The organism is Enterococcus sp. RTP21361st1_A6_RTP21361_211029, assembly GCF_040910045.1.
Lineage (GTDB): Bacteria > Bacillota > Bacilli > Lactobacillales > Enterococcaceae > Enterococcus_D > Enterococcus_D gallinarum.
In genome coordinates, this window is sequence record NZ_JBDGBK010000011.1 from 1 (window position 1) to 25,142 (window position 25,142).

Genomic DNA, 25,142 nt, shown 5'->3' on the forward strand with positions numbered 1-25,142 from the left:
ATAAAAAGCTGTTCCAAGCTCGAGTTACGAGTTTGGAACAGCTTTTGTCTACAGTCTGCTACGGCGCTTATTGTTTCATCTGCAACGCCTATCTCAAACAAATTTTGACTTAGTTTTTTGCCCAAGTATTGTTTTTATGGAACGGCTAGAAAAAGCTGTTCGATCATTCTTAAAAGAGGAGACGATAACCAGTGTTTCAGCAAAAGACCCTGCTCGAATAGAAAAAGTAGTCAAGGCGCGCAATTCAAAGTATCAGATTCTTTTCACAACTACCATCTTGGAACGAGGTGTTACCTTTGAAAATGTTTCTGTAGTGGTGATGGGAGCAGATCATCCTGTTTTTTCTAAATCAGCACTGGTCCAGATTGCTGGACGAGTTGATCGAAAAGGTCCATTCAATCATGGAGAAGTTCTCTTTTTCTATGATCAAGCAACATCAGCGATTCGTAAGGCGATCTTGGAAATCCAAGCGATGAATCGATTAGCAAAGGAGTGGTTGGCAAGTGAAGTGTAGCTGGTGCCAACAGGAGTTTGCACGAGAACTGTGGCTGCGGGAGATTTTATGGCCATTAGGAATTCCTGCTTCAGAGAAGTGTCCAGACTGTAGGAGTAAATTGCAGTTTGTTGATTTGACTAGCTGCTGCAAGACATGTTGTAATGAAAGCCAAAATTGTCGGGATTGTCGCTATTGGGGGCAACGTTATCCAAAGTTTCAGCTACAGCATCGTGCTCTGATGACATACAATCAAGGAATGCAGGAGTGGCTACATCAATACAAATTAATGGGCGATTTTCGTCTGCGAGCTACCTTTCTCCCAGAGATCAAGCAAGCTTTCAAAGGATTGCTCTATGATCTGGTCATCCCGATCCCCCTTTCTCATGAACGCTATCAGCAGCGTGGCTTTAATCAAGTGACAGCAGTATTACAAGCTGCCGGGATTGATTACCGATCCTTACTAAAGAAAAAGATCCATTTACCTCCTCAAGCAGCAATGACTAGAAACGAACGATTAGCAGCTCCGCAACCATTTATTATCGAAAAGGGTCAAGAAATCAAAGACAAACGTGTGTTGCTGGTGGATGATGTGTATACGACTGGACAAACAATTTATCATGCTGCAGAAGTACTTTTGACTTGCCAGCCGAAAACGATCACGTCCTTTTCTTTTGCCAGATAAGGAATTGTAAACGCTTAAAAAAATCTTAGCGATTCGCTTTCCAAATGCAAGATACTTCGATATAATAGAGTTAAGAAGAAGAAGAGAGTGGTCCTTTTCCTTCTTAGTGTGGTAGACGAAAGGGGTAATTTTTATGTTTAGATATAATGTACGTGGCGAAAATATCGAGGTAACTGAAGCGATCCGCGATTACGTTGAGAAAAAAGTAGGTAAACTAGAGCGTTATTTTAATGATGTGCCTGAAGCAACAGCGCATGTTAATTTGAAAGTATATACCGAAAAAACAGCAAAAGTTGAAGTAACCATTCCGTTACCATTCCTAGTCTTGCGTGCGGAAGAAACTTCTCCTGATCTATATGCAAGTATTGATTTGGTTGTTGATAAATTAGAACGCCAAATCCGTAAATTCAAAACGAAAATCAACCGTAAATCTCGGGAAACAGCTTTAGTGGCTCCAGAAAATGGCGACTTATTCACAACGGATACAAACGAAGAAGAAACCAATGGAGCAGAACTAGACATTGTACGTACAAAACGTCTTTCTCTAAAACCGATGGATAGTGAAGAAGCCGTTTTGCAAATGAATATGCTAGGACATAACTTCTTCATTTTTGAAGATGCCGAAACAAACGGCACAAGCATTGTTTATCGCCGTAAAGACGGCAAGTATGGATTGATCGAAACCGATTGATCAAAGAATGACTTGTCGGAAATCCCCAAAAAAGTCTTTTTTGACAGAGCAGAGTGATCTACTCTGTTTTTTTGAATAAAAAAGCTGTGATAAAAGGGGCAGTTAAACAAAATGATTCGCTGAGTGAAATAAAATTGCCCTATCAATCCTGCAGGTGTAAATCCGATCTGCGGGATCATAGGGGCAATTTCATGGCCTTTCGGCTGCTGTGTTTGCTAAAGTCTTTTTGACATAGTTCTTTGCTGAGAAATCAATAAATCGTTGGTACTAAACCACCGTCGAGTCTCAAGGCGGCTCCAGAGAAAGAGGATGCGTAAGGACTAGCAACGAAAGCTACAAAGCGTCCAATCTCTTCTGGACGAATGAGCCGTTGAATTTGAGACAGTGGGCGATGCTTTTTCATGAAATCTTCTTCCCACATGGACTCCGGCAAATCACTTTCTTGATACATCGTTTTCAGCATCGTTTCTACGCCTTCGGTCAGTGTTGAACCAGGCATGATCGTATTTACAGTGACCTGTGTCCCAGCGGTGAGTTTTGACAAACTTTTAGCCAAAGAGAGGTTCATCGTTTTTGTCATGCTGTACTGCGGCATTTCTCCAGAAGGCATAACGGCTTCCTCGCTGGCAATAAAAATCACACGGCCGAAGTTTTGTTGGAGCATATGAGGCAAATAAAATTTTGCTAAAGCATTTCCCGACAAAACATTCACATGGAAAAAATGTTCCCAAACTTCATCGGTAATTTCCATGTAATCCATTGGTTCGAAGATCCCCATATTATTGACAAGAATATCTACTTTAGGGAAGTGGTCAAAAAGCTGTTGGCGAGCTGCTGCATCGGCTAGATCATATGGAGCCACTTGAGGATTCGTCTTAGGAAATTTTTCTTTTAATTCAGCAACGAAAGCTCTGACACTGTCCTTTTGCCGTCCATTGACGATGACATCCGCGCCTTCTTTTGCCAGCTCGAAAGCAATTGCTTTCCCAATACCTTTCGTAGAGCCAGTGACCAGTGCTGTTTTCTTTGTTAATCCTAATTCCATTTCCTTCACTCCATTTCCTTAGTTAAAGTTAAATTGATCCGGATCGGGACCTACCCGGTGATCTTCATTCAAACGATTAAGTTCACGCATATCTTCTTCCGACAAAGAAAAATCAAAGAGTTGCTGATTTTGTTCCATTCTGTCGGGATTAACTGTCTTAACTACCAGTAAAATATCTTGCTGGATATGCCAGCGTAAGGCGATTTGTGCAGGGGATACGTGATGGCGTTGAGCCATCTTTACGAGGATTGGATGTTGGAGAATCTGACCTTGCATCAATGGAGACCAAGCTTGGATCTTGATTCCTTGTTGCTGACAATAATCACGCAGTTCTTTTTGAGCTAATTTTGGATGTAGTTCCACTTGATTTAACACAGGTTTGACTTTTGCTGTAGCGAGCAATTTCTTCAAATGATGGCTCTGAAAATTGCTGACGCCGATGGCTTTGATCTTTCCAGCTTGATGGAGGTCTTCAAGTGCCCGCCAAGATTCTTGATACGCATTTTTGCCAGGCCAGTGGAGCAAATAAAGGTCTAAATAATCCAATTGCAAAAGCGCGAGGGACTTTTCAAAAGCCGCGATCGTTTCATCGTAGGTCAAATAATTGTTCCAAACTTTAGAAGTGACAAAGAGTTCTTCTCGTGTAAGTCCCGTTGCTGCTAGTCCTTCTTTGATCCCTTGGCCTGTTCCGCTTTCATTATCATATATTTGCGCGGCATCAATCAAACGATAACCTTCTAAAATGCCGTTTTTTACAACAGTAGCTACTTCTTCATCAGGAATTTGAAAGACGCCTAAACCAAAGCCAGGAATGCTGACTTGTTCGTTCAATGTAATTGTGTCGGTTAATGAATGAATCATATAAATTTCCTCCTTGATTTTTGGTAAATATACCTTATACTAAAAAAGTTCAGATGAATAGTACCTACTTTTTTGTGCTATAGTGTCAAAAAAGTAACTTTTTTGAATTTAAAGGAAGTGTTTAAAGTATGACTCCAAAAAAATACAACATTGGTGTGGAAGCTACTATGGATGTGATCGGTGGAAAATGGAAACCGATTATTCTGTGTAATCTGCGAGAAGGCGCCTTGCGTCCGAGTGATTTGAAGCGACGGATACCTGATATCAGTCAAAAAATGCTGACGCAGCAACTAAGAGAGCTGGAGACAGACGGCATCGTTTTGCGAACCTCTTATCACCAAGTTCCACCAAAGGTTGTCTATTCTCTCAGCGACTATGGTCTGACATTAAGCAGCGTATTGGATGCTCTCTGTCATTGGGGAGAAATGCATGTTTCAACATTGAAAGAACAAGGCGTTGAAGTAGCGTTAGCTAGTCAAGAGGCGTAGGGAAGATCAAAAACAAAAACTAGCAATCGTCGAGTCGAGAGTCACTCAGCGATTGCTAGTTTTGCTTAAAAAAAGTGAGGTAGGAAGAGGGTTATTTCACTGAACCGGAAGTAATTCCTTGTACATAATATTTTTGCATATAGATAAAGAGTAGAGTGATTGGAATAGCGATCAGCACACAGCCAGCTGTAAAGGACATAAACAACGAATTGGCTGTTGTTTTTGTCATCATAGAATAAAGTCCGATCGCAACGGTATAGTTTTTGACGTCATCACCCATGATGATTCGAGCAAAGATGAAATCCATCCAAGGACCCATGAAGGCCATCAAAGAGGTATAGACGATAATTGGTTTTGATAACGGCAATGTGATCTTGGTAAAAATATGCCATTTATTGGCACCATCGATCATGGCAGACTCATCTAGCGCCATTGGAATCGTATCAAAGAACCCTTTGGCAACGTAGAATCCCAGTGCCGCTCCAGCCGAATAAACCAAGATCAGCGCTAATAAGCTTTGTGTTAGGTTGAGGGCTTTTAGAATATAATAAACGGCGATCATGCTCATAAAGCCTGGGAACATATTCAATACCAAGGCAACTTTCAAGAAAGGTTTACGAAGTCTAAAGCGCAACCGTGAGAGAGAGTAGGCCATTGCGATTGTAATAAATGTGGACAAAAGACAGCTGCAGACAGCAACAAACAATGTATTCAAGAACCAGCGGACAAAAGGGTAGCTGCCGCTATCATTGGCTAATAGTTGTCGGTAATTTTCAAAAGTGAATTCTTTGGGAATGATATAAGGAACGAAGGCCCCACCTTCTCCTCTAAAACTTGTCAAAATGATCCAAACGATCGGGAATAACCAAAGAACAGAAAGAATGATCAAAATCGTATAAATCAGAAAACGGGTTTTTGACTGCCCTTGTTGGTAGCCGGATTTCTTTTTCTTTACAGACATTGTTACCCCTCCTTATAAGAATTTGTTCGCGTGTACGCAAACAGGCTAAAGACAGCAGATAAGATAAAGATCAAGATACCGATTACGGAAGCTAAATTGTAATCCATCGTGTTGACTGTCAAGTTGTACAGCCACGTTACTAACAGATCGGTCGAGCCAGCACCATAGAAATTAGAGTTAGATGGGCCGCCGCCAGTCAATAAGAAAATAACATTAAAGTTGTTGATGTTGCCGATAAACTGTTGAATCAATGCGGGCATCATTACAAACAATATCTGAGGAAATGTGATGGAGCGGAAAATTTGGAATTTATTGGCGCCATCGATTTCGGCTGCTTCTAGTTGTTCCTGATCAAGATTTTGTAAGATTCCTGTTGTTACAAGCATGGTTGCTGGAATCCCGATCCACATGTTCACAAAGATAATGCTGACTTTCGCAAAGAAAGGATCGGTCAGAAACGGGATCGAAGAAGAGATCCATCCCCAATTCAGTAAGAGTGAGTTAATCGGACCAGAACCGTTTAGTAAGTTACGCATGATCAAAAGTGACACGAATTGAGGAACTGCCATCGTCAAAACAAAAATGGTGCGCCACAATTTTTTGTAACGGATCCCTTTCGCGTTGATCAACAAGGCTAAGATCACGCCGAAGAAGAAACAAGTGATCGTTGCGAGTACAGCCCATGTCAATGTCCAAGCTAGTACTGGGAAAAAGGTGGACGCCATATCACCAGTGATGACATTAGAGAAATTCTTCAATCCTACCCAAGTAAACAGATTTTTTGGGGGTAAATTTTTGTGATCATAATTGGTGAAGGCAATCGAAATCATATATAAGAGCGGTAAGATAGTAAAAAATAAGACACCAATCAATGGGATTGTCATCAATGTTGCATGAAAGCGTTCGTTCACCAGACTATGTAAATCGTCGCGTGTCGTAGGGATTTTAAGTCCTTGTTGTTTTAATTCGTACAAATGACGGGCGCTTTTCAAATTAATGATATAGAGAATAATCAAGAGTGCACAAACGAGCAGGGAAGCAATACCGAAAAGCAATAAGAGCATTGAATTGTCACCTTTTTGCAAGATTTCAATACCAAGTGCTTCGTTATAGACCAACCCTTGTTTTTGTGTTCCTAATGTTTGCAGCATCAGAAGAGCGTGGAAACCATTTCTTATGAACCAAGCGATAAAACCAACTTGTGATACGATGAAAATAATTCCTTTCAGCCATTGTTTATTGGCGAAATTAGCGCTTCCCATCAAAATAAAAGATAGTTTTGTCGCTAGATCGCCTTTTTTGAATAATTCTCTAAAAGTGATATGCGACGCATGTTTTTTCCTGAACATATCCTCTCACCTTGCTTTCGTAATTAACTAGAAAAGGGAAAGCAGGCTTTCCCTTTGTCATGTATAGTGATGTGTTGTTGATTATTCGGTTACTTTTGAAATATCGGAAACAAACTTATCGAGTTTATCTTGGAACTGATCTGGTTTGATTTGACCTTTATAGGTATCGTTGATTAACGCATCCATTGGTGGCCAGAAAGAAACCATCTCAGGCAATTTAGGCATTACGACAGAGTGTTCTGCATCAGACATTTCCATCACAGCTTTTGCTACTGCATCAGCTTTTACTGCATCAGATTCTTGTGCATCTTTATTTGAAGGGATAACGCCGTTTTCAGTAAATTCGATTTCTTGTGTTTCTTGGTTGCTTAAATATTCTGCTAAAGCCATAGCTGCTAATGGCGCTTCGGTTTGTTGGTTGACAGCATAAAGTTTTACACCTAAGAAAGCTTTCATTTGTTTCGCACCACTGCCGAAGTCGATTGTTGGATAGGCGGCAACACCCATGTTGTCTCCAAGCGCTTTTTCTACGTCATTTTTTGACCAAGGACCTGAAAGGAAGGCATCTGATTTACCAGATTGCAAATCAGACAACGCGGATTCACTGGCTTGAAGGACACCGCTATTATTTTTTTGATCGGCGATCCATTGTAAGACTTCAACACCAGCTTCGTTGTTGAAATTGGTTCCATTAATATCTTCACCGTCTTCTCCATAAAGAACATTTCCGTTGCTCATAAATAGAGGGCCAAAAATGTAGTTTGCACCGTCTTCTGCAAAGTTGGTACCGATTTTTCCAGCGGAAGTCAATCCTTCCCAAGTTTTTACATCATCTGCTGTCAATGTAGAAGTATTGTAATAAAGCACCTGAGATTCAACACCGTAAGGATAGCCGTAAATTTTGTCTTTCCAAGTCACGGCATCAACTGCTGCTTCCACGTTCGTATCTTTGATTGTTGCTGCTTGCTTATCACCGATTGGATAAATCAGACCAGCTTCAGCCATTTGTCCTACTTGGTCATGAGGCATCATGAATACATCGGCTGCTTGTTCAGGGTCCTTTGAGACGTCTGCTTTGGCATCGGCAGAAGAGCCAGCTGCAACTGTTACTTTTACATCAGGATACTCTTTTTCAAATTTGTCGACTTGCCCTTGTAAGGCATCAATATGTTCGGTATCTACCCATAATTTAATATCACCTTCGACTTTTGCACTAGACTCCGCTGCACTGCCATTGCTTGAAGTAGCATCGTCGTTGCTGTTGCCACAAGCGCCTAGTACGATTGCAGACAAGCTTAAAATACTTCCCCCAATAAGTAATCGTTTTACATCTACCTTCATTCTTGTTCCTCCTAAAAATTAATTGTTTGCGTTTACAGACCTAATTATGCAATCGATTGCAATAATAGTCAAGCAGAAAATGAACAACTTTTTTGGTTTTCTATTGCTTATAAGAAAAATTAAGAATCAGTCTAACACAAAACCTTTCTACAATTGGAATGATAAAGTCGAAATTTTCAGGAAATAACTTAGTTATTCTATTCACATTTGCAAAGCGAATGAAAATGTGGCAGATCATTTTTCCGTCCGTTGCAAAGCAAACGATTGCTTTCTGTTTCAGAGATTGTTTTAAGGAGCAAGAGAAGTAGAGTTTCTTTTGGACACAAGAAGCAATGGGCGTAAAAGAAATCTATTTAAAGCAATTGAAAAAAGAAAAAAAGAGTTAAAAAAAATCATGGAGAAACATGAACTGCGCCGAAAAATATTTCCTTTATGATGAACTAGTGATAAAATAGTTAGGAGAGTTTCCAGTTAGGAAAAGTAGAAATAAAAGGAGAATTATATAGGCATGGCCAATTTTTTTAGAAAATTAATCGAGAATGATAAAAAAGAATTAAAACGTCTTGACCATATTGCTTCACAAGTTGAATCTCATGCGGACGAAATGGCTGCTTTATCTGACGAACAATTGCGCGAAAAAACAGATGAATTTCGTGGTCGTTTTCAACAAGGTGAAACGTTAGACCAATTATTGCCAGAAGCCTTTGCTGTGGTTCGCGAAGCGGCAAAACGCGTCTTAGGGCTGTATCCTTACCATGTCCAATTAATGGGGGGGATCGTGCTTCATGACGGAAATATCCCTGAAATGCGTACCGGTGAAGGAAAAACCTTGACTGCGACATTGCCGGTTTATTTGAATGCGTTAAGTGGTGCCGGTGTACACGTTGTAACGGTCAATGAATACTTGGCAACCCGTGACTCTACAGAAATGGGTGAGTTATATAATTTCTTAGGATTGACTGTTGGGTTAAACATCAATTCGAAGACAGCAGAAGAAAAACGGGCTGCATATGCCTGTGATATCACCTACAGTACGAATAATGAACTAGGCTTTGACTATTTACGCGACAATATGGTGGTTTACCGCCATCAAATGGTTCAACGGCCATTGAATTATGCCATCGTTGATGAAGTCGACTCAATCTTGATCGATGAAGCCAGAACACCATTGATTATTTCTGGACAAGCAGAAAAATCGACTGCACTATACAATCGGGTCGATAATTTTGTGAAACGATTAAAAGAAGAAGAAGATTACAAAATCGACATCCAATCAAAAACAATTGGATTGACTGAAAAAGGGATCGAGAAAGCCGAAGAAACATTTGGCTTGGAAAACTTGTATGATATCGAAAATACAGCGTTGACCCATCATATGGACCAAGCGTTGCGGGCGAATTATATCATGATCCGCGATATCGACTATGTCGTACAAGAAGGCAAAGTCTTGATCGTCGACCAGTTTACTGGACGGATCATGGATGGACGTCGTTATTCTGACGGATTGCACCAAGCTATCGAAGCAAAAGAAAATGTTGAGATCGAAGATGAAACCAAAACGATGGCTACAATCACTTTCCAGAATTATTTCCGGATGTACAAAAAACTTTCTGGTATGACTGGTACCGCAAAAACAGAAGAAGAAGAGTTTCGTGAAATCTACAATATGCAAGTCATTCAGATTCCGACCAATCGACCAATCGTTCGTGATGACCGTGCAGATTTACTTTATCCAACGCTGGAAAGTAAGTTCCACGCAGTGGTGCAAGATATCAAAGAACGGCATCGTAAAGGGCAACCAGTTCTTGTTGGTACAGTAGCTGTAGAAACTTCCGAGCTGCTTTCAAGCATGTTGGACAGAGAGAAAGTCCCTCATGAAGTACTGAATGCCAAAAATCACTTTAAAGAAGCTGAAATCATTCTGAACGCAGGACAAAAAGGTGCTGTAACGATCGCAACGAACATGGCTGGTCGGGGAACAGATATCAAATTAGGCTTAGGTGTTGCTGAATTAGGCGGATTAGCGGTCATCGGTACGGAACGTCATGAATCTCGCCGGATTGATAACCAATTACGAGGACGTTCTGGGCGTCAAGGAGACCCAGGGGTTTCTCAATTCTATCTTTCTTTGGAAGATGATTTGATGAAACGGTTTGGTTCTGAGCGGATCAAAGTGTTCTTGGATCGGATGAAGATTGATGAAGAAGATGCCGTGATTCAAAGTAAGATGTTGTCTAAACAAGTAGAATCTGCGCAAAAACGAGTAGAAGGTAACAACTACGATACCCGGAAAAACGTTTTGCAATACGATGATGTTATGCGTGAGCAACGGGAAGTCATCTATGGTCAACGTCAAGAAGTCATCATGGAAGAGCAGGATCTTTCACAAACATTGATGAATATGGTCAAACGATCGATTGAACGAGTTGTCGATAGCCATACCCAATTAGAAGAAAGCAATTGGAATTATGAAGGGATCGTCGACTTTGCCGGAAATGCTTTAGTGCATGAAGATTCCATCTCTGTTGATGATATCAAAGGCAAAAAACCACAAGAAATCAAAGACTATCTCTATCAACGGGCAGAAGAAGTTTTCGAGCAGAAAAAAGCCCAATTAAACAGTCAAGAACAATTGTTAGAATTTGAAAAAGTAGTTATTCTGCGAGTGGTGGATACGAAATGGACGGACCATATCGATGCGATGGACCAATTAAGACAGTCAGTCGGTCTGCGGGCATATGGGCAGAACAATCCATTGGTTGAATACCAAACTGAAGGATACAACATGTTTGAAGATATGGTGGGAGCGATCGAATATGAAGTGACACGCTTGTTTATGAAAGCCGAGATTCGCCAAAATGTACAACGAGAACAAGTCGCTCAAGGAGAAGCTCAAGAAACTGAAACAGTCCCAGAAGAAGATCCTAGTTTCAAAAATGTTGGCCGTAATGATCCGTGTCCTTGCGGCAGTGGCAAAAAATTCAAAAACTGTCACGGCAAAAAATAGAAGAATTGATACGTTAGGAAAAAGGCTGGCAGCTTTTCTTGTCCAGCCTTTTCCGTTCATTTACAATACGCGTGAAGAAAGAAGGAAATCAAATGGAAATCGCAGATATCCGGAATCAATTGAATCAAATGAATGAAAAAATAAATAGTTTTAGGGGGTCTCTTTGACTTAGATCAGTTAGAAGAGGCAATCGCTGAAGCAGAACACCAGATGGCGGACCCTACGTTTTGGGATGATTCTGAGCAAGCACAGAAGGTGATCAACGAGAACAATGCCAATAAAGAAACCTATGATCAGTTCAATCAATTGGCAGAAGAATTTGAAGAGTTGGAAGTTCTTTTGGAAATGATCCAAGAAGAACCAGATGCAGAAATGGAAGCAGAACTAGCAGAACGTATCCAAGCTTTGAATGAAAAAATGGGAACTTATGAACTGTCTATGCTGTTAGATGAACCATATGATCGAAACAATGCAATCATCGAACTGCATCCAGGTGCTGGCGGCACCGAGTCCCAGGATTGGGGCAGTATGTTGTTGCGGATGTATACTCGTTTTTGCGAGCAACATGGATATCAAGTCGAAACATTGGACTATCAGGCAGGAGACGAAGCCGGAATTAAGAGTGTCACTTTGTTGATCAAAGGCCATAATGCTTATGGGTATTTGAAATCAGAAAAAGGCGTCCATCGCTTAGTTCGGATTTCACCATTTGATTCAGCCAAAAGACGGCATACCTCTTTTTGTTCGGTAGATGTCATGCCAGAGCTAGATGGTGCGATTGATATCGAAATCAATAGTGATGACTTGAAAATCGATACTTATCGAGCGAGCGGTGCGGGCGGTCAGCACATCAATAAGACGGAGTCTGCTGTACGAATCACGCACATTCCAACTGGTACCGTAGTGGCTAGTCAAGCACAACGTTCGCAGTTGAAAAACCGGGAACAAGCAATGGGAATGTTGAAAGCAAAACTTTATCAACTAGAAGTAGAAAAGAAAGAACAGGAAGCTGCAGCGCTTCGCGGAGAACAGATGGAGATCGGTTGGGGTTCACAAATTCGTTCCTATGTCTTTCATCCGTATTCCATGGTCAAAGATCACCGGACTAACTTTGAAACAGGAAATGTACAAGCAGTAATGGATGGTGATTTAGACGGCTTTATCGATGCCTACCTCAAGTTGAAATTAAATCAAAAATAACTATACTGGGCTATTAAACAGATTGAAATATAATTGTAATCTGTTGAAAGCATTGTGAAATATATTCATGCTATAATAAGCCAGTATGAAAAAAAAGTGAGATGGAGAGATAGCTGCATGATTGAAATGAAAGAAGTAATGAAAAAGTACTCTAATGGTACGACTGCTATCCGTAATCTTTCGATTTCAATTGATCAAGGTGAGTTTGTTTATGTCGTCGGACCTTCCGGTGCAGGGAAATCGACCTTTATCAAATTGATGTATCGTGAAGAAAAAGCAACGAAGGGTGTTCTTAATGTAGCAGGGTATGACCTGTTGACGATCAAGAATCGCGAAGTGCCATTGATGCGCCGCGAAATCGGTGTTGTTTTCCAAGATTATAAATTGCTTCCGCGAAAAACGGTTTATGAGAATGTCGCTTATGCGATGCAAGTTATTGGCCGCAAGCCTCGGGAGGTCAAAAAACGGGTAATGGAAGTATTGGACCTTGTAGGATTGAAACACAAAGTACGAGTCTTCCCAAGTGAGCTTTCAGGCGGAGAGCAACAACGGGTTTCTATTGCACGAGCAATCGTGAATACCCCGAAAGTATTGATTGCAGATGAACCAACAGGAAATTTAGATCCTGAGAATTCTTGGGAGATCATGAAGTTGTTGGATCGGATCAATGCACAAGGAACAACAGTAGTGATGGCGACACACAATAGCACGATCGTCAATACGATTCGTCACCGTGTAATCGCAATTGAAAATGGTCGGATCATTCGCGACCAAGCGGAAGGAGAATATGGTTACGATGATTAGAACGTTTTTCCGTCATCTCCTTGAGAGTATTAAAAGTTTAAAACGAAACGGCTGGATGACGATCGCGTCACTCAGTGCAGTCACGATCACGTTGACGTTAGTCGGTATCTTTTTGGGTGTTATTTTAAATGCAACGAAGTTAGCCGAAGACATCCGTAAGAATGTGGATGTTTCTGTCTTTGTGGATATCGGAACAGAACAAAAAGACATGGATACTTTGGAACAATCGCTTAAAGAATTACCGAATGTTTCAGACGTTCGTTTTTCGAGTCGTGATGATGAATTGAAAAAAATTCAGGATGCGATGGGGGATTCTTGGAACTTATTCGAAGGGGACAGCAATCCGCTTTATAACGTATACGTTGTTAGTGCCACAGATCCTGAATACACGAAAAAAATTGCAAAACAAGCTGGAGAATTGCCAAATGTTTTCAAAGCAGACTATGGTGGCGATTCTTCTGACAAGATCTTTGCTCTATCAGCTGCGGTTCGTACTTGGGGACTTGGGGCTGCTATCCTATTGATCTTTGTGGCAATGTTCTTGATTTCAAATACGATTCGGATCACGATCTTGTCTCGTCAAAGAGAGATTCAAATTATGCGTCTGGTAGGTGCTAAAAATGGTTACATTCGCTGGCCTTTCTTCTTAGAAGGCGGCTGGATCGGATTGCTGGGATCAATTGTCCCTATCGCTATTATGTATTTTGGTTATCACCAAGTTTACTTGTTAGTCAATCCAGCACTGCTACGTTCCAATTATAGTTTGATTGCACCAAATCAGTTTCTACTGCAAGTTTGTGGTGTCATGGCTCTGATCGGAATCGTGATTGGTTCATTAGGATCGATCATCTCAATGCGCCGTTTCTTAAAAGCGTAGAACGTGTTATTGAAACAGATCTGCTGACTAGCAGGTCTGTTTTTCATTTGCCGACACCTTTACTTTAGACTGCAAGTTCGCTATTCTTTTAGGAGAGGTGAGGGTTGGTATGTTAGTTATGGATAACCTGTTCACGATCATTTTCTTCGTGAACATTTTGTTGTCGATTGTGATTATTTTTAGAGAAAGACGGCAAACGGCTCAGACATGGGCGTGGTTGCTTGTTTTATTGTTTATACCAGTCGTGGGATTTGTACTCTATTTTTTCTTTGGTCGCGGAATCTCCAAAGAAAAAATTTTCGATTTGAGGACACAAGCCAAAATTGGTTTGAACGTGGAGCTGGAAGAGCAAAAGCAAGCGCTGCAGCGGAATCTTTATCCCCATCCGCCCACTGCGCAAGTAGAAGTCAAACAGCTCGTTTATTTATTGACGATCTATGGTCAGTCGTTATATACCACTACAAATGAAATGACTCTTTATAAAGATGGTCGAAAAAAATTTGATGCATTACTCAAAGATATTGAAGGCGCCACAGATCATATCCATATGCAATATTATATTTATCGCAGTGATACATTGGGGGGAGAAGTACGAGATGCTTTGATCCGTGCAGCCAAACGAGGAGTGAAAGTCCGTGTGCTTTTGGATGCTTGGGGCAGCACCCAGGTTTCACTGAAATTCTTCGATGAATTACGGGTTCATGGCGGTCAAGTTGCGTTCTTTTTCCCGTTGTTCGTTCCTTATCTCAATCCTCGGATCAATTATCGCAATCATCGGAAAATTGTCGTGATCGACGGCAAGATTGGTTATACCGGTGGTTTCAATGTTGGAAATGAATATTTAGGTGAGGTAGAAAAATTTGGTTATTGGCGGGATAATCATCTGCGAATTTTAGGACCAGCTGTTTACTCACTACAAAACCGGTTTTTGATGGACTGGAATTCACAACATGCTATCGAAATCAAATATGAAGCAGCGTTGTTTCCAATGATCGAAACAAACGGAACGATTGCTGCACAGGTAGTGACTAGCGGTCCTGATTCAGAACACGAAGAGATAAAGATAACTTATTTGAAGATGATTAATTTAGCCAAAAAAGAAATTTTGATTCAAACTCCCTATTATATTCCTGATGAATCGATCCACAATGCCTTGAAACTGGCACTTTTGTCCGGTGTTTCTGTTCATTTGCAGATCCCTAATAAACCAGATCATCCACTTGTCTATTGGGCAACTTACTCTTTTGCTGCTGAGTTATTAGCCTATGGTGCAGTGGTAGAGACTTATGAGAAAGGTTTTATGCACGCCAAAACGATGATTGTTGACAGTGGGGTCGTTTCGATTGGTTCTGCGAATATTGATGTTCGTTCGTTTCGACTTGACTTTGAGGTCAATACAGTTGTCTATGATGCAAAAGTTGCTGAGGAAGCGCGCCAAGCATTTTTTGCTGACTCCAAGGATTCAGAGGAATTGACTTTGGAAAAATACCGGAATCGCCGATTGTTGATCAAGGTCAAAGAGGGATTAGCACGACTTGTTTCGCCGCTTCTATAGAAACTATTTAGTAAACGTAGGTGAAAGTTGGGTAACAAAAAAACAGCAGTAATGCTGAAGCACCTCTTCTAACGTTTGTTTTTTGGATCAACGTTAGAAGGTGATTCATGCAACTGCTGTTTTTTATTATTTCATGATACTTGTGTAGGCTGCCAGAAAAACTGACCCGACTGTCAAAATAAGCATTGTCCAAATAACTACTTGAGTGATTTTGGCGAAGGTGCTTTTTGGTTTTTTTTCGTTCATCGTGATCCACCTTTTAGATTGATTTCTAGTCACAGTTTACCTCCAATTACCAAAGAACTCAAGCTGCTATTCTTATAAATTAAGAAATCTTGAATATTTTGCAAGATCACAAAAAGTTTTTTCAAAGATTCTCTTGTTGAAGGGTGGTTGTTCTGTTTTAATTAGTAAAGATATAGAGAAAAAATAAGTAGAAAATAAGCAGGATGCTTGAGTAAGGAAAGTAAAAGATTGCAGACTGTCTTATTGGACCGCGGATTTTTAAACGAACTGAAACATAGATGTAAAGAAAATAAAGTATAGTTACACTAGCTGTTAGAAAGGATTTGTTTGTATGTCTGGATTTGGGCCTGCTGTTTTATTTTGGTATATCTTTCCATTAGTCGTTTTTTTTGCTTGCAGATTTTTAGTTTCTGCGTTGTCTTTGAAAGAACGGTTTGGACTGAAGGCACCCGACTTAGCTGTGCCTTTTTTGGTGATTGGGATTCATCAGTTATCAAAGATTACTTTTGAGCAATCGATCACTCCCTATTATTTGATCTCTATCTTATTACTGGGGATTCTCTTAGCTGTCTTTCAAGCGTATTATTACGAAGAAATCCAGTATGGCAGATACATCAAAATGTACTGGCGGAGTATCTTTTTGTTTACATTGATTTTCCATGTTGTTTTGATCATTTTAAATATCGTCACGTATTTGTAATTTGTGACAGGGAGAACCCTTATCCCATCGAGATTTTTCTGCTTAAAGTTTTTTTAAAAACTTTTTAAGAGAAAGAAACTCCTGTTTTTTCGTTTGGTAAAAATTAGTCAAAGAACTTCACTTTTAAATTTCACGTTAAATGTGGTAGAAAGTGGGGGATTGTGGTAGACTGTGATTATCAGGTGGAGATCGGGGGTTATTTATCGATGTTTATGGGTGAATTTCAACATTCGATAGATGCAAAAGGCCGACTAATCGTTCCTTCAAAACTGCGAGAAAAACTCGGAGAAAAATTTGTTGTGACACGTGGATTAGATGGCTGTTTATTTGGCTACCCCTTATCTGAATGGGAAAAACTAGAAGAAAAACTGAACGAAATGCCCTTGGCGAAGAAAGATGCTCGGACATTCGTACGTTTCTTTTATTCCGCTGCCACGGAGTGCGAGATCGACAAACAAGGTCGTATCAATATTCCGGCAACCTTGCGTGAACACGCGTCACTTATGAAAAGCTGCGTGATCATCGGCGTTTCCAACCGGATTGAGATCTGGGATGAAGCGCGTTGGCAAGCATTTACCACTGAAGCAGAAGAAAATTTTGATGAAATTGCTGAAACAATGATTGATTTTGGCTTATAGGAAGAGGAAAGCGCATGGCAGAATTTCAACACTACACCGTAATGTTGAAGGAGACAGTGGACGGTTTAGCTATTCGTCCGGATGGAATCTATGTCGATTGTACATTAGGTGGAGCGGGTCATAGTGAATATTTATTGTCCCAATTATCAGAAGAGGGACACCTCTACGCATTTGACCAAGATCAAAAAGCGATCGATCATGCCAAAGAACGCTTAGCGTCTTATGTGGCTAAAGGAATGGTCACGTTTATAAAAAGCAATTTCCGCTATTTAAAGGAAGCTTTGCAGCAACAGGGTGTCGATCAAGTAAGTGGTGTGTTGTATGATTTAGGCGTTTCTTCGCCGCAATTAGATGAAGCAGAACGTGGGTTCAGTTATCATCAGGATGCACCATTAGATATGCGGATGGATCAGTCGGCTGCTTTGACTGCTTATGAGGTAGTGAATCAATTTGATTATCACCAACTTGTAAAAATCTTTTTCCGTTATGGAGAAGAAAAATTTTCAAAACAAATTGCTCGTGAAATTGAACGGACACGAGCAAATAAACCAATCGAAACGACTGGAGAATTAGTCGAGATTATCAAAACAGCGATTCCCGCTCCGGCGCGGCGCAAAGGCGGACACCCGGCCAAACGGATCTTCCAAGCCATTCGGATTGCTGTGAATGATGAATTAGGTGTCATTGAAGAATCTTTGGAACAGGCCATCGATTTATTGGAAAAAAATGGACGAATCAGTGTTATCACTTTCCATTCTTTAGAAGATCGAATCGTCAAGTCTACGTTCAAAGCTTACAGCACCCCAAAAGATGTGCCACCAGGGTTGCCGATCATCCCCGAAGAATTTCAACCAGTACTAAAATTAATTACTCGAAAACCACTTCTTCCCTCTGAAGAAGAAGTATCTGAAAACAATCGTTCCCGTAGTGCTAAACTGCGGATCGCGGAAAAAATGAAGGAAAGCGAAGGTTAGCAATTATGGCAGAACTAAAAGTTCATGATTATGAATTTGAAGAAACGTCTGAACAAGAGTTTTATGCTCACTCTGAACCGACAATTGAACAGCTGCCAAGCGAACCTGAGCGTCCTGAGGTTATCCGTGTACCAGCATCTCCTGCTCGCCGGTTAAAAAGTATCTCTAATTTAGAAAAACTGATTGCAGCATTTGTGATCATTGCCGTTTTGACATTAGCGATCCTGACGATCAATATTCGGACTACGATCAGTCAAGTCGAACATGATATTTCACTGATCCAATCAGACATCAATGAAAAAAATAGTCAAGCAGAACAATTAGAGCAAGAAAGAAACGAACTTTCTAAAACTGAGCGTATCAAAAAGGTTGCTGAGGATAATGGATTGTCGATCGATGATGACAATTTAAGGAAAGTGGATTAAATGAAGCTAACAGATAAATTCAAGCAATACTTGAAAAAGAAAAACCAAACTACAACGAACAATCGCAAAAAAGTAGGTATTATTCTCTTTGCTACGAGTATTGGATTGTTCTTTTTGTTTGTCACGCGTTTGAGCTACATTGTTATCGTAGGTAATGTGGCAGGTACTTCATTGGCTGAGAAAACCAAGAGCCTTTATCAAGGAAGCGAAGTTGTCAAAGCAAAACGCGGGACAATCTATGATCGCAACGGGATCGCGATCGCAGAAGATGCAACTTCTTATTCTGTTTATGCTATTTTGTCAAAATCCTACGTTAGTGGGAAAAAGAATTTATATGCTGAAGAGAAGAACTTTGATAAATTAGCCAAAATTCTGAATGAGCAACTAGGTATTGATCAGAATGAGGCTGTGCAAACTTTGGAAAAAGGTCTAAAAGAAGAACGTTGGCAAGTGGAATTCGGTAGCCAAGGAAGTAAAATGACGCTGGAGAAAAAGACAGCGATCGAAGAAGCAATGAAAAAAGAAGGAATCGCTGGCCTTTATTTTACAGATCATCCTTCTAGAATGTATCCTAATGGAATTTTCTCTTCTCACTTTATCGGCTATGCTCTAGCAGAAAATGAGGAGAACGACTCTTCTGGCTTAGTAGGAAAAACTGGTTTAGAAGCTGCTTATGATGATGTATTATCCGGAACAGACGGGAAAATCGTCTATCAAAAGGATAACAATCAAAACCCGCTACCGGGAACGGTGGCAGAATCAGTGGCAGCGGTAGATGGCAAAGATATCTATACAACGATTGATAGCCGGATTCAAAGCTATTTAGAAACGCTCATGGATAAAGTGTTCAAAGAATACAAGCCAGAAGATCTGACTGCCACATTAATGAATGCAAAAACAGGAGAAATCGAGGCGATGGCACAAAGGCCAACCTATGATCCTGATGATTTAAGTACCATCAAAACCTGGCAGAATTTATTGGTCGAAGACAACTATGAACCAGGATCGACCATGAAAGTCTTAACCACAGCTGCTGCTATCGATCAAGGGATATTCGATGAAAATGAAACTTTTACACCAAGTCCGGACGGATTGAAACTGTATGATGCGACAATCAATGACTGGGACTTTGGTCAAAAAGGAACATTGACGATGCGTCAAGCTCTTTCTTGGTCAAGTAATATTGGGATGGTTACTTTGGAACAACGAATGACAGACCGTTGGCAACAATACTTGCAACAGTTTGGATTTGGTCGCAGTACGTACTCGGGTCTGCCAAATGAGAATACTGGGATCATGCCGGAAAATAATCCGGTCAGTCAAGCAATGACTTCATTTGGTCAAGCAATCGGTGTGACGAATTTTCAAATGATGCAGGCTTTTACCGCAGTCGCAAATAACGGCACGATGGTCAAGCCGCAATACATCAGCAAAATCGTGGACAATGAAACAGGTGAAGAGACTGTAACACAGCCAGAAGTTGTTGGACACCCTATCACGGAACAAGCAGCGACGAAAGTTCGAGAATATATGCGTGATGTGGTAGAAAGTGAAAACTACGGAAGTGCGTATGGTGTCTATAGTGTACCTGGTTACAATATTTCAGCAAAAACTGGGACTGCCCAAGTAGCTGATCCAAAAACTGGGAAATACTTATCTGGGGATTCCAATTACTTGTACTCAATCGTAGAAATGGTTCCTTCAGAAGACCCTGAATACATTCTTTATCTAACAATTAAATTACCAGAACACCACGACAGCGAAGCATTGGCAAAAATCGCCAATCCGTTGATGAAACGCGTGATGGATTTAAAGAAAGCAACATTAGAAGAAACAGCAACAGAAAATAGTCAGAAAGTAACCGTCAATGATTATCGTAAATTAGATACAACTACCGCGGCAACTGATGTACAAAAAATTGGTCTAGCACCTGTAGTATTAGGGGATGGAAAAACAGTTATCGATCAGTCTGTGGACAGTGGATCGAAAGTACTGCCAGGAGAAAGACTTCTTTTGCTAACGGATAGTGACAAAATTTATATGCCTGACACCACCACATGGTCAAAAGCTGATTTAGTCAAATTGGGCAACATGTTGGATGTTGATGTCAAATTTGAGGGCGACGGGTATTGTGTTTCCCAAAGTCTTGCATCTTATGAGGAAATCACGGATCAAACAATCACCTTCAAATTGAGCGAAAAAGAATAGGGAGAGAACACTATGGAATGGACAGAGATGATATTGCCACTTGCCAGTAGTTTTGCAATCGTTACTGCTGCAATGCCGCTGTTTATCGGCTATTTTCAAATGAAAAAATACGGACAAGAGATTCGAGGAGAAGGGCCAAAATGGCACAATGTCAAAGCTGGCACTCCTACAATGGGCGGCTTCGTATTTTTGATTGCGGCATTGATCACAGCAGTTTGGGTTGGCGCATGGCAAAAGCAGTTGACCGCATCGCTGTTCATTTTGTTATTTATTATCTTGGTTTATGGTGCGCTTGGATTCTTGGACGATTTCATCAAAATTTTCAAGAAACGCAACATGGGTTTAAACTCTTTACAAAAATTGATCGGACAAATCATCGGTGGGATTGTCTTTTATCTGGTCTTTTTATCAGAAGGCAATGCGAATGTTTTGAATCTCTTTGGATTTGAGCTGCCGCTATCGATCTTTTACGGCGCATTTGTGATTTTTTGGTTAGTTGGCTTTTCAAACGCCGTCAACTTAACAGATGGGATTGACGGCTTGGTTGCTGGACTCGGTACGATCTCATTTGCAACTTATGGCCTCATTGCTTGGCGTCAAGACCAAATCGATATCCTGATCGTCTGCTTAGCGGTCATTGGAGGATTGATCGGCTTCTTCCCTTACAATCGTAAACCAGCTAAAATTTTCATGGGTGATGTGGGCTCCCTTGCATTGGGCGGTCTTTTAGCAGCAGTTTCAATACTGCTTCACCAAGAATGGACATTATTACTTGTCGGACTTGTCTATGTGATTGAGACAGCAAGTGTCATGCTGCAAGTCGCTTCTTTCAAATTGACTGGTAAACGAATTTTTAAAATGTCGCCTATTCATCACCATTTTGAAATGAGTGGCTGGTCGGAATGGAAGATCGATACAATTTTTTGGCTGATTGCTTTAGGATGTTCGATCATCACATTAGTGATTGTATGGTAGGAGAGAGGAATCATATGAAAAATATAAATGAATATCAAAATAAAAAAGTTCTTGTGCTAGGATTAGCAAAAAGTGGGTTCAGTGCGGCTAAATTGTTACATGATTTGGGCGCGCTTGTTACTGTTAATGACGGAAAACCCTTTGCCGAAAATCCAGAAGCACAGGATCTTTTGGCGTTAGGCGTTAAAGTAATCACCGGCAGTCACCCAATTGAACTACTGGATGAGGGTTTTTCACTTGTGGTCAAAAATCCTGGGATTCCTTATGATCAGCCTATTGTCCAAAAAGCGATCGAGAAAAATATCCCAATCATTACGGAAGTAGAGTTAGCTTACAAAATTTCGGAAGCATCGATCATTGGGATCACTGGAACGAATGGAAAGACCACGACCACTACGATGATCGCTAATGTTTTAAATACGGGATTTAGTGAAGGCCGGGCATTGTTGTCTGGAAATATTGGCTTTCCAGCAAGTACCGTCGCCCAAACCGCTAGCGCTAAAGATCGCTTGATCATGGAACTTTCCAGCTTCCAATTGATGGGGATCGAAACATTACATCCCAAGATTGCAGTCATCACGAATATTTATGAAGCTCATCTAGATTATCATGGCAATCGATCCGAATACGTGCGGGCTAAATGGCGGCTGCAGCAAAATATGACAGCAGAAGATTTTCTAGTCATCAATTGGAACCAGCCAGAATTAGTCGAACTTTCTCAACAAACAAAAGCAAAAGTGATTCCATTCTCGACACAACAAAAAGTGGCTGGTGCGTATCTTTTTGAAGAGCAGTTATATTTCAAAGATGAGGCAATCATGCCTGTTTCTGAACTGGGCGTTCCCGGCAGTCACAATGTTGAAAATGCATTAGCTGCAATCGCAGTGGCAAAATTAGAAGGGATAGCAAATGAGGCTATCGTTCAAGCATTGCATACATTTAGCGGTGTACCTCATCGTACTCAGTATGTTGATACGATTGAAGGGGTTCGCTTTTTCAATGATTCGAAAGCCACAAATAGCTTGGCGACAGAGATGGCTTTAGGTGGTTTCCAAAAGGATCAGTTGATTTTGTTGGCTGGAGGATTGGATCGCGGCAACTCCTTTGATGAGCTGATTCCATCACTGCAAGATCTCAAAGCGATTGTTTTGTTCGGACAAACAAAAGAGAAACTTGCTGAAGCCGCACGTAAAGCAGGAATCAAAACGATTAAATTGACAGAAGATGTAACTACAGCTGTTCCTTTGGCTTATCAATTAAGCCAACCGGGAGATACCGTTTTATTATCACCGGCCAATGCAAGCTGGGACCAATACCCGAACTTTGAAGTACGGGGGGGTAAATTTATGGCGGCAGTAGCAGAACTTAACAGAAATGAGCGAAGTGAATGAAAATACTAGTAACTGGCGGTGGAACCGGCGGGCATATCTATCCGGCATTGTCTTTTGTCGATTATGTTCGTTCCATTGATCCAACAGCTGAATTTTTATATATTGGGGCTACCCGTGGATTAGAGAACAAAATCGTTCCACCAACCGGGATTCCTTTTAAGACGTTAGAAATACAAGGCTTTAAACGAAAACTTTCATTGGACAATGTCAAAACAGTCCAACTTTTCCTGAAAAGTTATCGTGAAGCAAAGAAAATACTCAGAGAATTTCAACCGGATGTAGTGATCGGGACAGGGGGCTATGTCTCTGGTGCTGTGGTCTACGCGGCATCAGTACTTAAGATCCCAACGATCATCCATGAACAAAATAGTGTTCCTGGAATTACTAATAAATTTTTGACCAGATATGTGGACAAGATTGCTATTGCTTTTCAGGATGCAGCGCACTATTTTCCGGATAAGAAGACGGTCTTGGTGGGGAATCCCCGCGGGCAAGAAGTAAAAAACAGTCAGAAGTCTGCGATCCTTGCTTCCTATGACCTTGACCCTAAGAAAAAAACTGTTTTAGTCTTTGGCGGCAGTCAAGGAGCACTGAAAATCAATCAAGCGATTATCGAAGCAATTCCGCTTTTTGCAAAGAAAGATTATCAACTGTTATATGCTTCTGGTGACCGTTATTACCAAGAAATCGAAGAGAAGATCGGTATGTCGAAAGATGCCTTTCCAAATATCAGCATTCGCCCCTACATCGATCAAATGGCAGAAGTCATGGCGAATAGTGACTTGTTGATCGGACGAGCTGGCGCTACATCGATCGCTGAATTTACTGCATTGGGATTACCAGCGATTTTGATTCCTAGTCCTTATGTGACGAATGATCATCAAACAAAAAATGCGCAAAGCTTAGTCAATGCTGGGGCAGTCAAGATGATTGCGGACAATGAGTTGAACAGTCAAAATCTAATTGAGTGTGTCGATGCGATCATGAGTGATGAAAACGTACGGATGGAAATGGCAAAGGCGTCGAAAGAGCAAGGAATCGGTGATGCATCTGAGCGACTATTTCGACTTGTGCAAGAGGTAATCAAATAGTACAATGTGTTGGATAGAAAGGAGAGATTGTCATCAGTAAAGATAAGAAATCTCATGATAATCAAACCACCCCCACGACAGAAGAATTGACCCCTTGGCAGAAAGAAAATCTGCGTTATCAAAAAGAAAAAGGCGATCAACCTGTATGGTCACCCTCTGTCATTTCCGGGATTCACTCAGATGAAGAACAATCAGAAGACCAAACAGAAGAAAAGCACGAAGAAGGCGCAGAGACTGAAGATTCAGAACAAGCTCCCCGCTCTTTTGCTGATCGATTGCCCAATTTAAAAAAATACCGTAATCGAGTATTGTTGCGCCGATTGCTGTTGATTATTGGTGTTTTGCTGATCCCGTTGTTATTTATTCTGTATTACGTCTCCCCGTTGAGTAAGTTAGCGGATGTTAAAGTCGTGGGCAATGATCAAGTGTCCGCCCAATCAATTATTGAACATTCGGAATTAACGACTGGAGAAGAAATATGGCCGCAGTATTTTGACAGCGAACAAACGGAACAAGCCATCAAAAAAGCGTTGCCTCGTGTCAAAAATGTTCAAGTGACAATCACTTCTTTAAACCAGTTCAAGATTCGGGTATCGGAGTACCAAGAGGTGGCATTGCTAGCAAGCGATAATCATTATTCACCTATTCTTGAAAGTGGTGTCGTGGTCAATGAACCGAGTGACCAGCCTCTGGAAGGACTACCTATTTTAGAGAGCTTTTCAGATCAGTCAAAAATCAAAGAAGTACTGACTGCTTATCAGAAGCTCAGTCAAGAGATTCGTGAAGGAATTTCTCAAATCAAGTACACGCCTCGGGACAGTAATGACGAGTTGTTAACGATCTATATGAATGATGGTAACCAAGTGATTGTGAACATTTCAAATATGGCTAGTCAAATGCAGTATTATCCGCAAATCGCAAAAGATTTGAAAGAAGACAGTATCATCGATATGGAAGTGGGCATCTTTACCTATCCGATTTCCAATACAAAAGACAGTGACTCGGCAACAGAACAATCGACCGAAGGGGATTCTTAGGAAAAATTCAAGAGTTTTTTTCATTAACTTGTTTCTAAAAATCGCTATTATATGGTAGAATTGGTAACAGTGAACAAATTATTCTAATTAGATATAAATA

24 protein-coding genes are annotated in these 25,142 nt (G+C 40.8%); 18 read left to right on the top strand and 6 right to left on the bottom strand.

Annotation, left to right across the window (positions count from 1 at the left end; translation table 11 throughout):
• Positions 1-70 precede the first annotated feature (70 nt).
• From AB5Z52_RS03170 to raiA, 3 genes are all read left to right on the top strand, one after another.
• Positions 71-514 carry a helicase-related protein gene (locus tag AB5Z52_RS03170; protein ID WP_353939397.1) on the top strand — a complete coding sequence of 148 codons (444 nt, stop codon included), beginning with the start codon at positions 71-73 and terminating at the stop codon, positions 512-514.
• Positions 504-1,178 carry a ComF family protein gene (locus AB5Z52_RS03175; RefSeq protein WP_005471862.1) on the top strand — a complete coding sequence of 225 codons (675 nt, stop codon included), beginning with the start codon at positions 504-506 and terminating at the stop codon, positions 1,176-1,178. The genes AB5Z52_RS03170 and AB5Z52_RS03175 overlap by 11 nt, the downstream gene beginning before the upstream one ends.
• Before the next feature lie 133 nt (positions 1,179-1,311).
• Positions 1,312-1,869, top strand: coding sequence for a ribosome-associated translation inhibitor RaiA (gene raiA / locus AB5Z52_RS03180; protein ID WP_288551590.1), 558 nt, complete (start codon positions 1,312-1,314; stop codon positions 1,867-1,869).
• A gap of 250 nt (positions 1,870-2,119) precedes the next feature.
• Here raiA and AB5Z52_RS03185 read toward each other — a convergent pair whose 3' ends face one another.
• The gene (locus tag AB5Z52_RS03185) at positions 2,120-2,914 is read right to left on the bottom strand and encodes an SDR family NAD(P)-dependent oxidoreductase (protein WP_041119499.1); all 795 of its coding nucleotides are present in this window, start codon (positions 2,912-2,914) and stop codon (positions 2,120-2,122) included.
• A gap of 18 nt (positions 2,915-2,932) precedes the next feature.
• Positions 2,933-3,775 (bottom strand): aldo/keto reductase, encoded by an 843-nt coding sequence (locus tag AB5Z52_RS03190; RefSeq protein ID WP_288551589.1) that lies wholly within the window; start codon positions 3,773-3,775, stop codon positions 2,933-2,935.
• A 128-nt stretch (positions 3,776-3,903) separates the two neighbouring features.
• Between AB5Z52_RS03190 and AB5Z52_RS03195 the strand changes: the two genes are divergently transcribed.
• Positions 3,904-4,263: a helix-turn-helix domain-containing protein gene (locus AB5Z52_RS03195; protein WP_288551588.1), complete on the top strand. Its 360-nt coding sequence runs from the start codon at positions 3,904-3,906 to the stop codon at positions 4,261-4,263.
• A 91-nt stretch (positions 4,264-4,354) separates the two neighbouring features.
• Here AB5Z52_RS03195 and AB5Z52_RS03200 read toward each other — a convergent pair whose 3' ends face one another.
• The 3 genes from AB5Z52_RS03200 to AB5Z52_RS03210 all read right to left on the bottom strand — a co-directional run bounded on the left by AB5Z52_RS03200 (position 4,355) and on the right by AB5Z52_RS03210 (position 7,914).
• A complete protein-coding gene (locus tag AB5Z52_RS03200) occupies positions 4,355-5,224 on the bottom strand; it encodes a sugar ABC transporter permease (protein ID WP_003127620.1) in 870 nt (289 codons plus the stop codon).
• 2 nt (positions 5,225-5,226) lie between these two features.
• A complete protein-coding gene (locus AB5Z52_RS03205; protein ID WP_003127621.1) occupies positions 5,227-6,573 on the bottom strand; it encodes a carbohydrate ABC transporter permease in 1,347 nt (448 codons plus the stop codon).
• A gap of 81 nt (positions 6,574-6,654) precedes the next feature.
• Complete coding sequence (locus tag AB5Z52_RS03210) at positions 6,655-7,914, bottom strand: extracellular solute-binding protein (RefSeq protein ID WP_288551587.1); 1,260 nt, start codon at positions 7,912-7,914, stop codon at positions 6,655-6,657.
• 508 nt (positions 7,915-8,422) lie between these two features.
• On the opposite strand from AB5Z52_RS03210, the gene secA reads away from it, so the two are divergent.
• The 5 genes from secA (at position 8,423) to cls (ending at position 15,357) form a co-directional block, all read left to right on the top strand.
• Positions 8,423-10,921: a preprotein translocase subunit SecA gene (gene secA / locus AB5Z52_RS03215; RefSeq protein WP_003127623.1), complete on the top strand. Its 2,499-nt coding sequence runs from the start codon at positions 8,423-8,425 to the stop codon at positions 10,919-10,921.
• A 92-nt stretch (positions 10,922-11,013) separates the two neighbouring features.
• A protein-coding gene (gene prfB, locus AB5Z52_RS03220; protein ID WP_103300934.1) for a peptide chain release factor 2 occupies positions 11,014-12,121 on the top strand; the annotation gives its coding sequence in 2 pieces (ribosomal slippage) (positions 11,014-11,085 and positions 11,087-12,121; 1,107 coding nt in all).
• Between the two features lie 117 nt (positions 12,122-12,238).
• Positions 12,239-12,925 carry a cell division ATP-binding protein FtsE gene (gene ftsE / locus AB5Z52_RS03225; protein WP_005471877.1) on the top strand — a complete coding sequence of 229 codons (687 nt, stop codon included), beginning with the start codon at positions 12,239-12,241 and terminating at the stop codon, positions 12,923-12,925.
• Positions 12,918-13,802, top strand: coding sequence for a permease-like cell division protein FtsX (gene ftsX / locus AB5Z52_RS03230; RefSeq protein WP_003127626.1), 885 nt, complete (start codon positions 12,918-12,920; stop codon positions 13,800-13,802). The genes ftsE and ftsX overlap by 8 nt, the downstream gene beginning before the upstream one ends.
• Positions 13,803-13,911: 109 nt before the next feature.
• Positions 13,912-15,357, top strand: coding sequence for a cardiolipin synthase (gene cls / locus AB5Z52_RS03235; RefSeq protein ID WP_003127628.1), 1,446 nt, complete (start codon positions 13,912-13,914; stop codon positions 15,355-15,357).
• Between the two features lie 126 nt (positions 15,358-15,483).
• Here cls and AB5Z52_RS03240 read toward each other — a convergent pair whose 3' ends face one another.
• A complete protein-coding gene (locus tag AB5Z52_RS03240; protein ID WP_005471881.1) occupies positions 15,484-15,603 on the bottom strand; it encodes a DUF4044 domain-containing protein in 120 nt (39 codons plus the stop codon).
• Positions 15,604-15,934: 331 nt separating this feature from the next.
• On the opposite strand from AB5Z52_RS03240, the gene AB5Z52_RS03245 reads away from it, so the two are divergent.
• The 9 genes from AB5Z52_RS03245 to AB5Z52_RS03285 all read left to right on the top strand — a co-directional run bounded on the left by AB5Z52_RS03245 (position 15,935) and on the right by AB5Z52_RS03285 (position 25,042).
• Positions 15,935-16,303, top strand: a complete 369-nt coding sequence (locus tag AB5Z52_RS03245) for a DUF3397 domain-containing protein (RefSeq protein ID WP_288551586.1) — start codon at positions 15,935-15,937, stop codon at positions 16,301-16,303.
• A gap of 206 nt (positions 16,304-16,509) precedes the next feature.
• Positions 16,510-16,941 carry a division/cell wall cluster transcriptional repressor MraZ gene (gene mraZ, locus AB5Z52_RS03250; protein WP_003127631.1) on the top strand — a complete coding sequence of 144 codons (432 nt, stop codon included), beginning with the start codon at positions 16,510-16,512 and terminating at the stop codon, positions 16,939-16,941.
• A gap of 14 nt (positions 16,942-16,955) precedes the next feature.
• Positions 16,956-17,915 carry a 16S rRNA (cytosine(1402)-N(4))-methyltransferase RsmH gene (gene rsmH, locus AB5Z52_RS03255; RefSeq protein WP_041119495.1) on the top strand — a complete coding sequence of 320 codons (960 nt, stop codon included), beginning with the start codon at positions 16,956-16,958 and terminating at the stop codon, positions 17,913-17,915.
• A gap of 5 nt (positions 17,916-17,920) precedes the next feature.
• A complete protein-coding gene (ftsL, locus tag AB5Z52_RS03260) occupies positions 17,921-18,340 on the top strand; it encodes a cell division protein FtsL (protein ID WP_003127633.1) in 420 nt (139 codons plus the stop codon).
• Positions 18,341-20,548 carry a penicillin-binding transpeptidase domain-containing protein gene (locus AB5Z52_RS03265; protein ID WP_005471887.1) on the top strand — a complete coding sequence of 736 codons (2,208 nt, stop codon included), beginning with the start codon at positions 18,341-18,343 and terminating at the stop codon, positions 20,546-20,548.
• 12 nt (positions 20,549-20,560) lie between these two features.
• Complete coding sequence (gene mraY, locus AB5Z52_RS03270; RefSeq protein WP_005471888.1) at positions 20,561-21,523, top strand: phospho-N-acetylmuramoyl-pentapeptide-transferase; 963 nt, start codon at positions 20,561-20,563, stop codon at positions 21,521-21,523.
• A gap of 14 nt (positions 21,524-21,537) precedes the next feature.
• Positions 21,538-22,914 carry a UDP-N-acetylmuramoyl-L-alanine--D-glutamate ligase gene (gene murD, locus AB5Z52_RS03275; RefSeq protein WP_368243477.1) on the top strand — a complete coding sequence of 459 codons (1,377 nt, stop codon included), beginning with the start codon at positions 21,538-21,540 and terminating at the stop codon, positions 22,912-22,914.
• Positions 22,911-24,005 (top strand): undecaprenyldiphospho-muramoylpentapeptide beta-N-acetylglucosaminyltransferase, encoded by a 1,095-nt coding sequence (gene murG, locus AB5Z52_RS03280; protein WP_003127638.1) that lies wholly within the window; start codon positions 22,911-22,913, stop codon positions 24,003-24,005. The genes murD and murG overlap by 4 nt, the downstream gene beginning before the upstream one ends.
• An 86-nt stretch (positions 24,006-24,091) precedes the next feature.
• Positions 24,092-25,042: a cell division protein FtsQ/DivIB gene (locus tag AB5Z52_RS03285; protein ID WP_003127639.1), complete on the top strand. Its 951-nt coding sequence runs from the start codon at positions 24,092-24,094 to the stop codon at positions 25,040-25,042.
• Positions 25,043-25,142: the final 100 nt, after the last annotated feature.

Coding starts and splice junctions, on each gene's coding strand:
- raiA (WP_288551590.1), top strand. CDS start 1,312: ATGTTTAGATATAATGTACGTGGCGAAAATATCGAGGTAACTGAAGCG.
- AB5Z52_RS03185 (WP_041119499.1), bottom strand. CDS start 2,914: ATGGAATTAGGATTAACAAAGAAAACAGCACTGGTCACTGGCTCTACG.
- AB5Z52_RS03190 (WP_288551589.1), bottom strand. CDS start 3,775: ATGATTCATTCATTAACCGACACAATTACATTGAACGAACAAGTCAGC.
- AB5Z52_RS03195 (WP_288551588.1), top strand. CDS start 3,904: ATGACTCCAAAAAAATACAACATTGGTGTGGAAGCTACTATGGATGTG.
- AB5Z52_RS03200 (WP_003127620.1), bottom strand. CDS start 5,224: ATGTCTGTAAAGAAAAAGAAATCCGGCTACCAACAAGGGCAGTCAAAA.
- AB5Z52_RS03205 (WP_003127621.1), bottom strand. CDS start 6,573: ATGTTCAGGAAAAAACATGCGTCGCATATCACTTTTAGAGAATTATTC.
- AB5Z52_RS03210 (WP_288551587.1), bottom strand. CDS start 7,914: ATGAAGGTAGATGTAAAACGATTACTTATTGGGGGAAGTATTTTAAGC.
- secA (WP_003127623.1), top strand. CDS start 8,423: ATGGCCAATTTTTTTAGAAAATTAATCGAGAATGATAAAAAAGAATTA.
- ftsE (WP_005471877.1), top strand. CDS start 12,239: ATGATTGAAATGAAAGAAGTAATGAAAAAGTACTCTAATGGTACGACT.
- ftsX (WP_003127626.1), top strand. CDS start 12,918: ATGATTAGAACGTTTTTCCGTCATCTCCTTGAGAGTATTAAAAGTTTA.
- cls (WP_003127628.1), top strand. CDS start 13,912: ATGTTAGTTATGGATAACCTGTTCACGATCATTTTCTTCGTGAACATT.
- AB5Z52_RS03240 (WP_005471881.1), bottom strand. CDS start 15,603: ATGAACGAAAAAAAACCAAAAAGCACCTTCGCCAAAATCACTCAAGTA.
- AB5Z52_RS03245 (WP_288551586.1), top strand. CDS start 15,935: ATGTCTGGATTTGGGCCTGCTGTTTTATTTTGGTATATCTTTCCATTA.
- mraZ (WP_003127631.1), top strand. CDS start 16,510: ATGTTTATGGGTGAATTTCAACATTCGATAGATGCAAAAGGCCGACTA.
- rsmH (WP_041119495.1), top strand. CDS start 16,956: ATGGCAGAATTTCAACACTACACCGTAATGTTGAAGGAGACAGTGGAC.
- ftsL (WP_003127633.1), top strand. CDS start 17,921: ATGGCAGAACTAAAAGTTCATGATTATGAATTTGAAGAAACGTCTGAA.
- AB5Z52_RS03265 (WP_005471887.1), top strand. CDS start 18,341: ATGAAGCTAACAGATAAATTCAAGCAATACTTGAAAAAGAAAAACCAA.
- mraY (WP_005471888.1), top strand. CDS start 20,561: ATGGAATGGACAGAGATGATATTGCCACTTGCCAGTAGTTTTGCAATC.
- murD (WP_368243477.1), top strand. CDS start 21,538: ATGAAAAATATAAATGAATATCAAAATAAAAAAGTTCTTGTGCTAGGA.
- murG (WP_003127638.1), top strand. CDS start 22,911: ATGAAAATACTAGTAACTGGCGGTGGAACCGGCGGGCATATCTATCCG.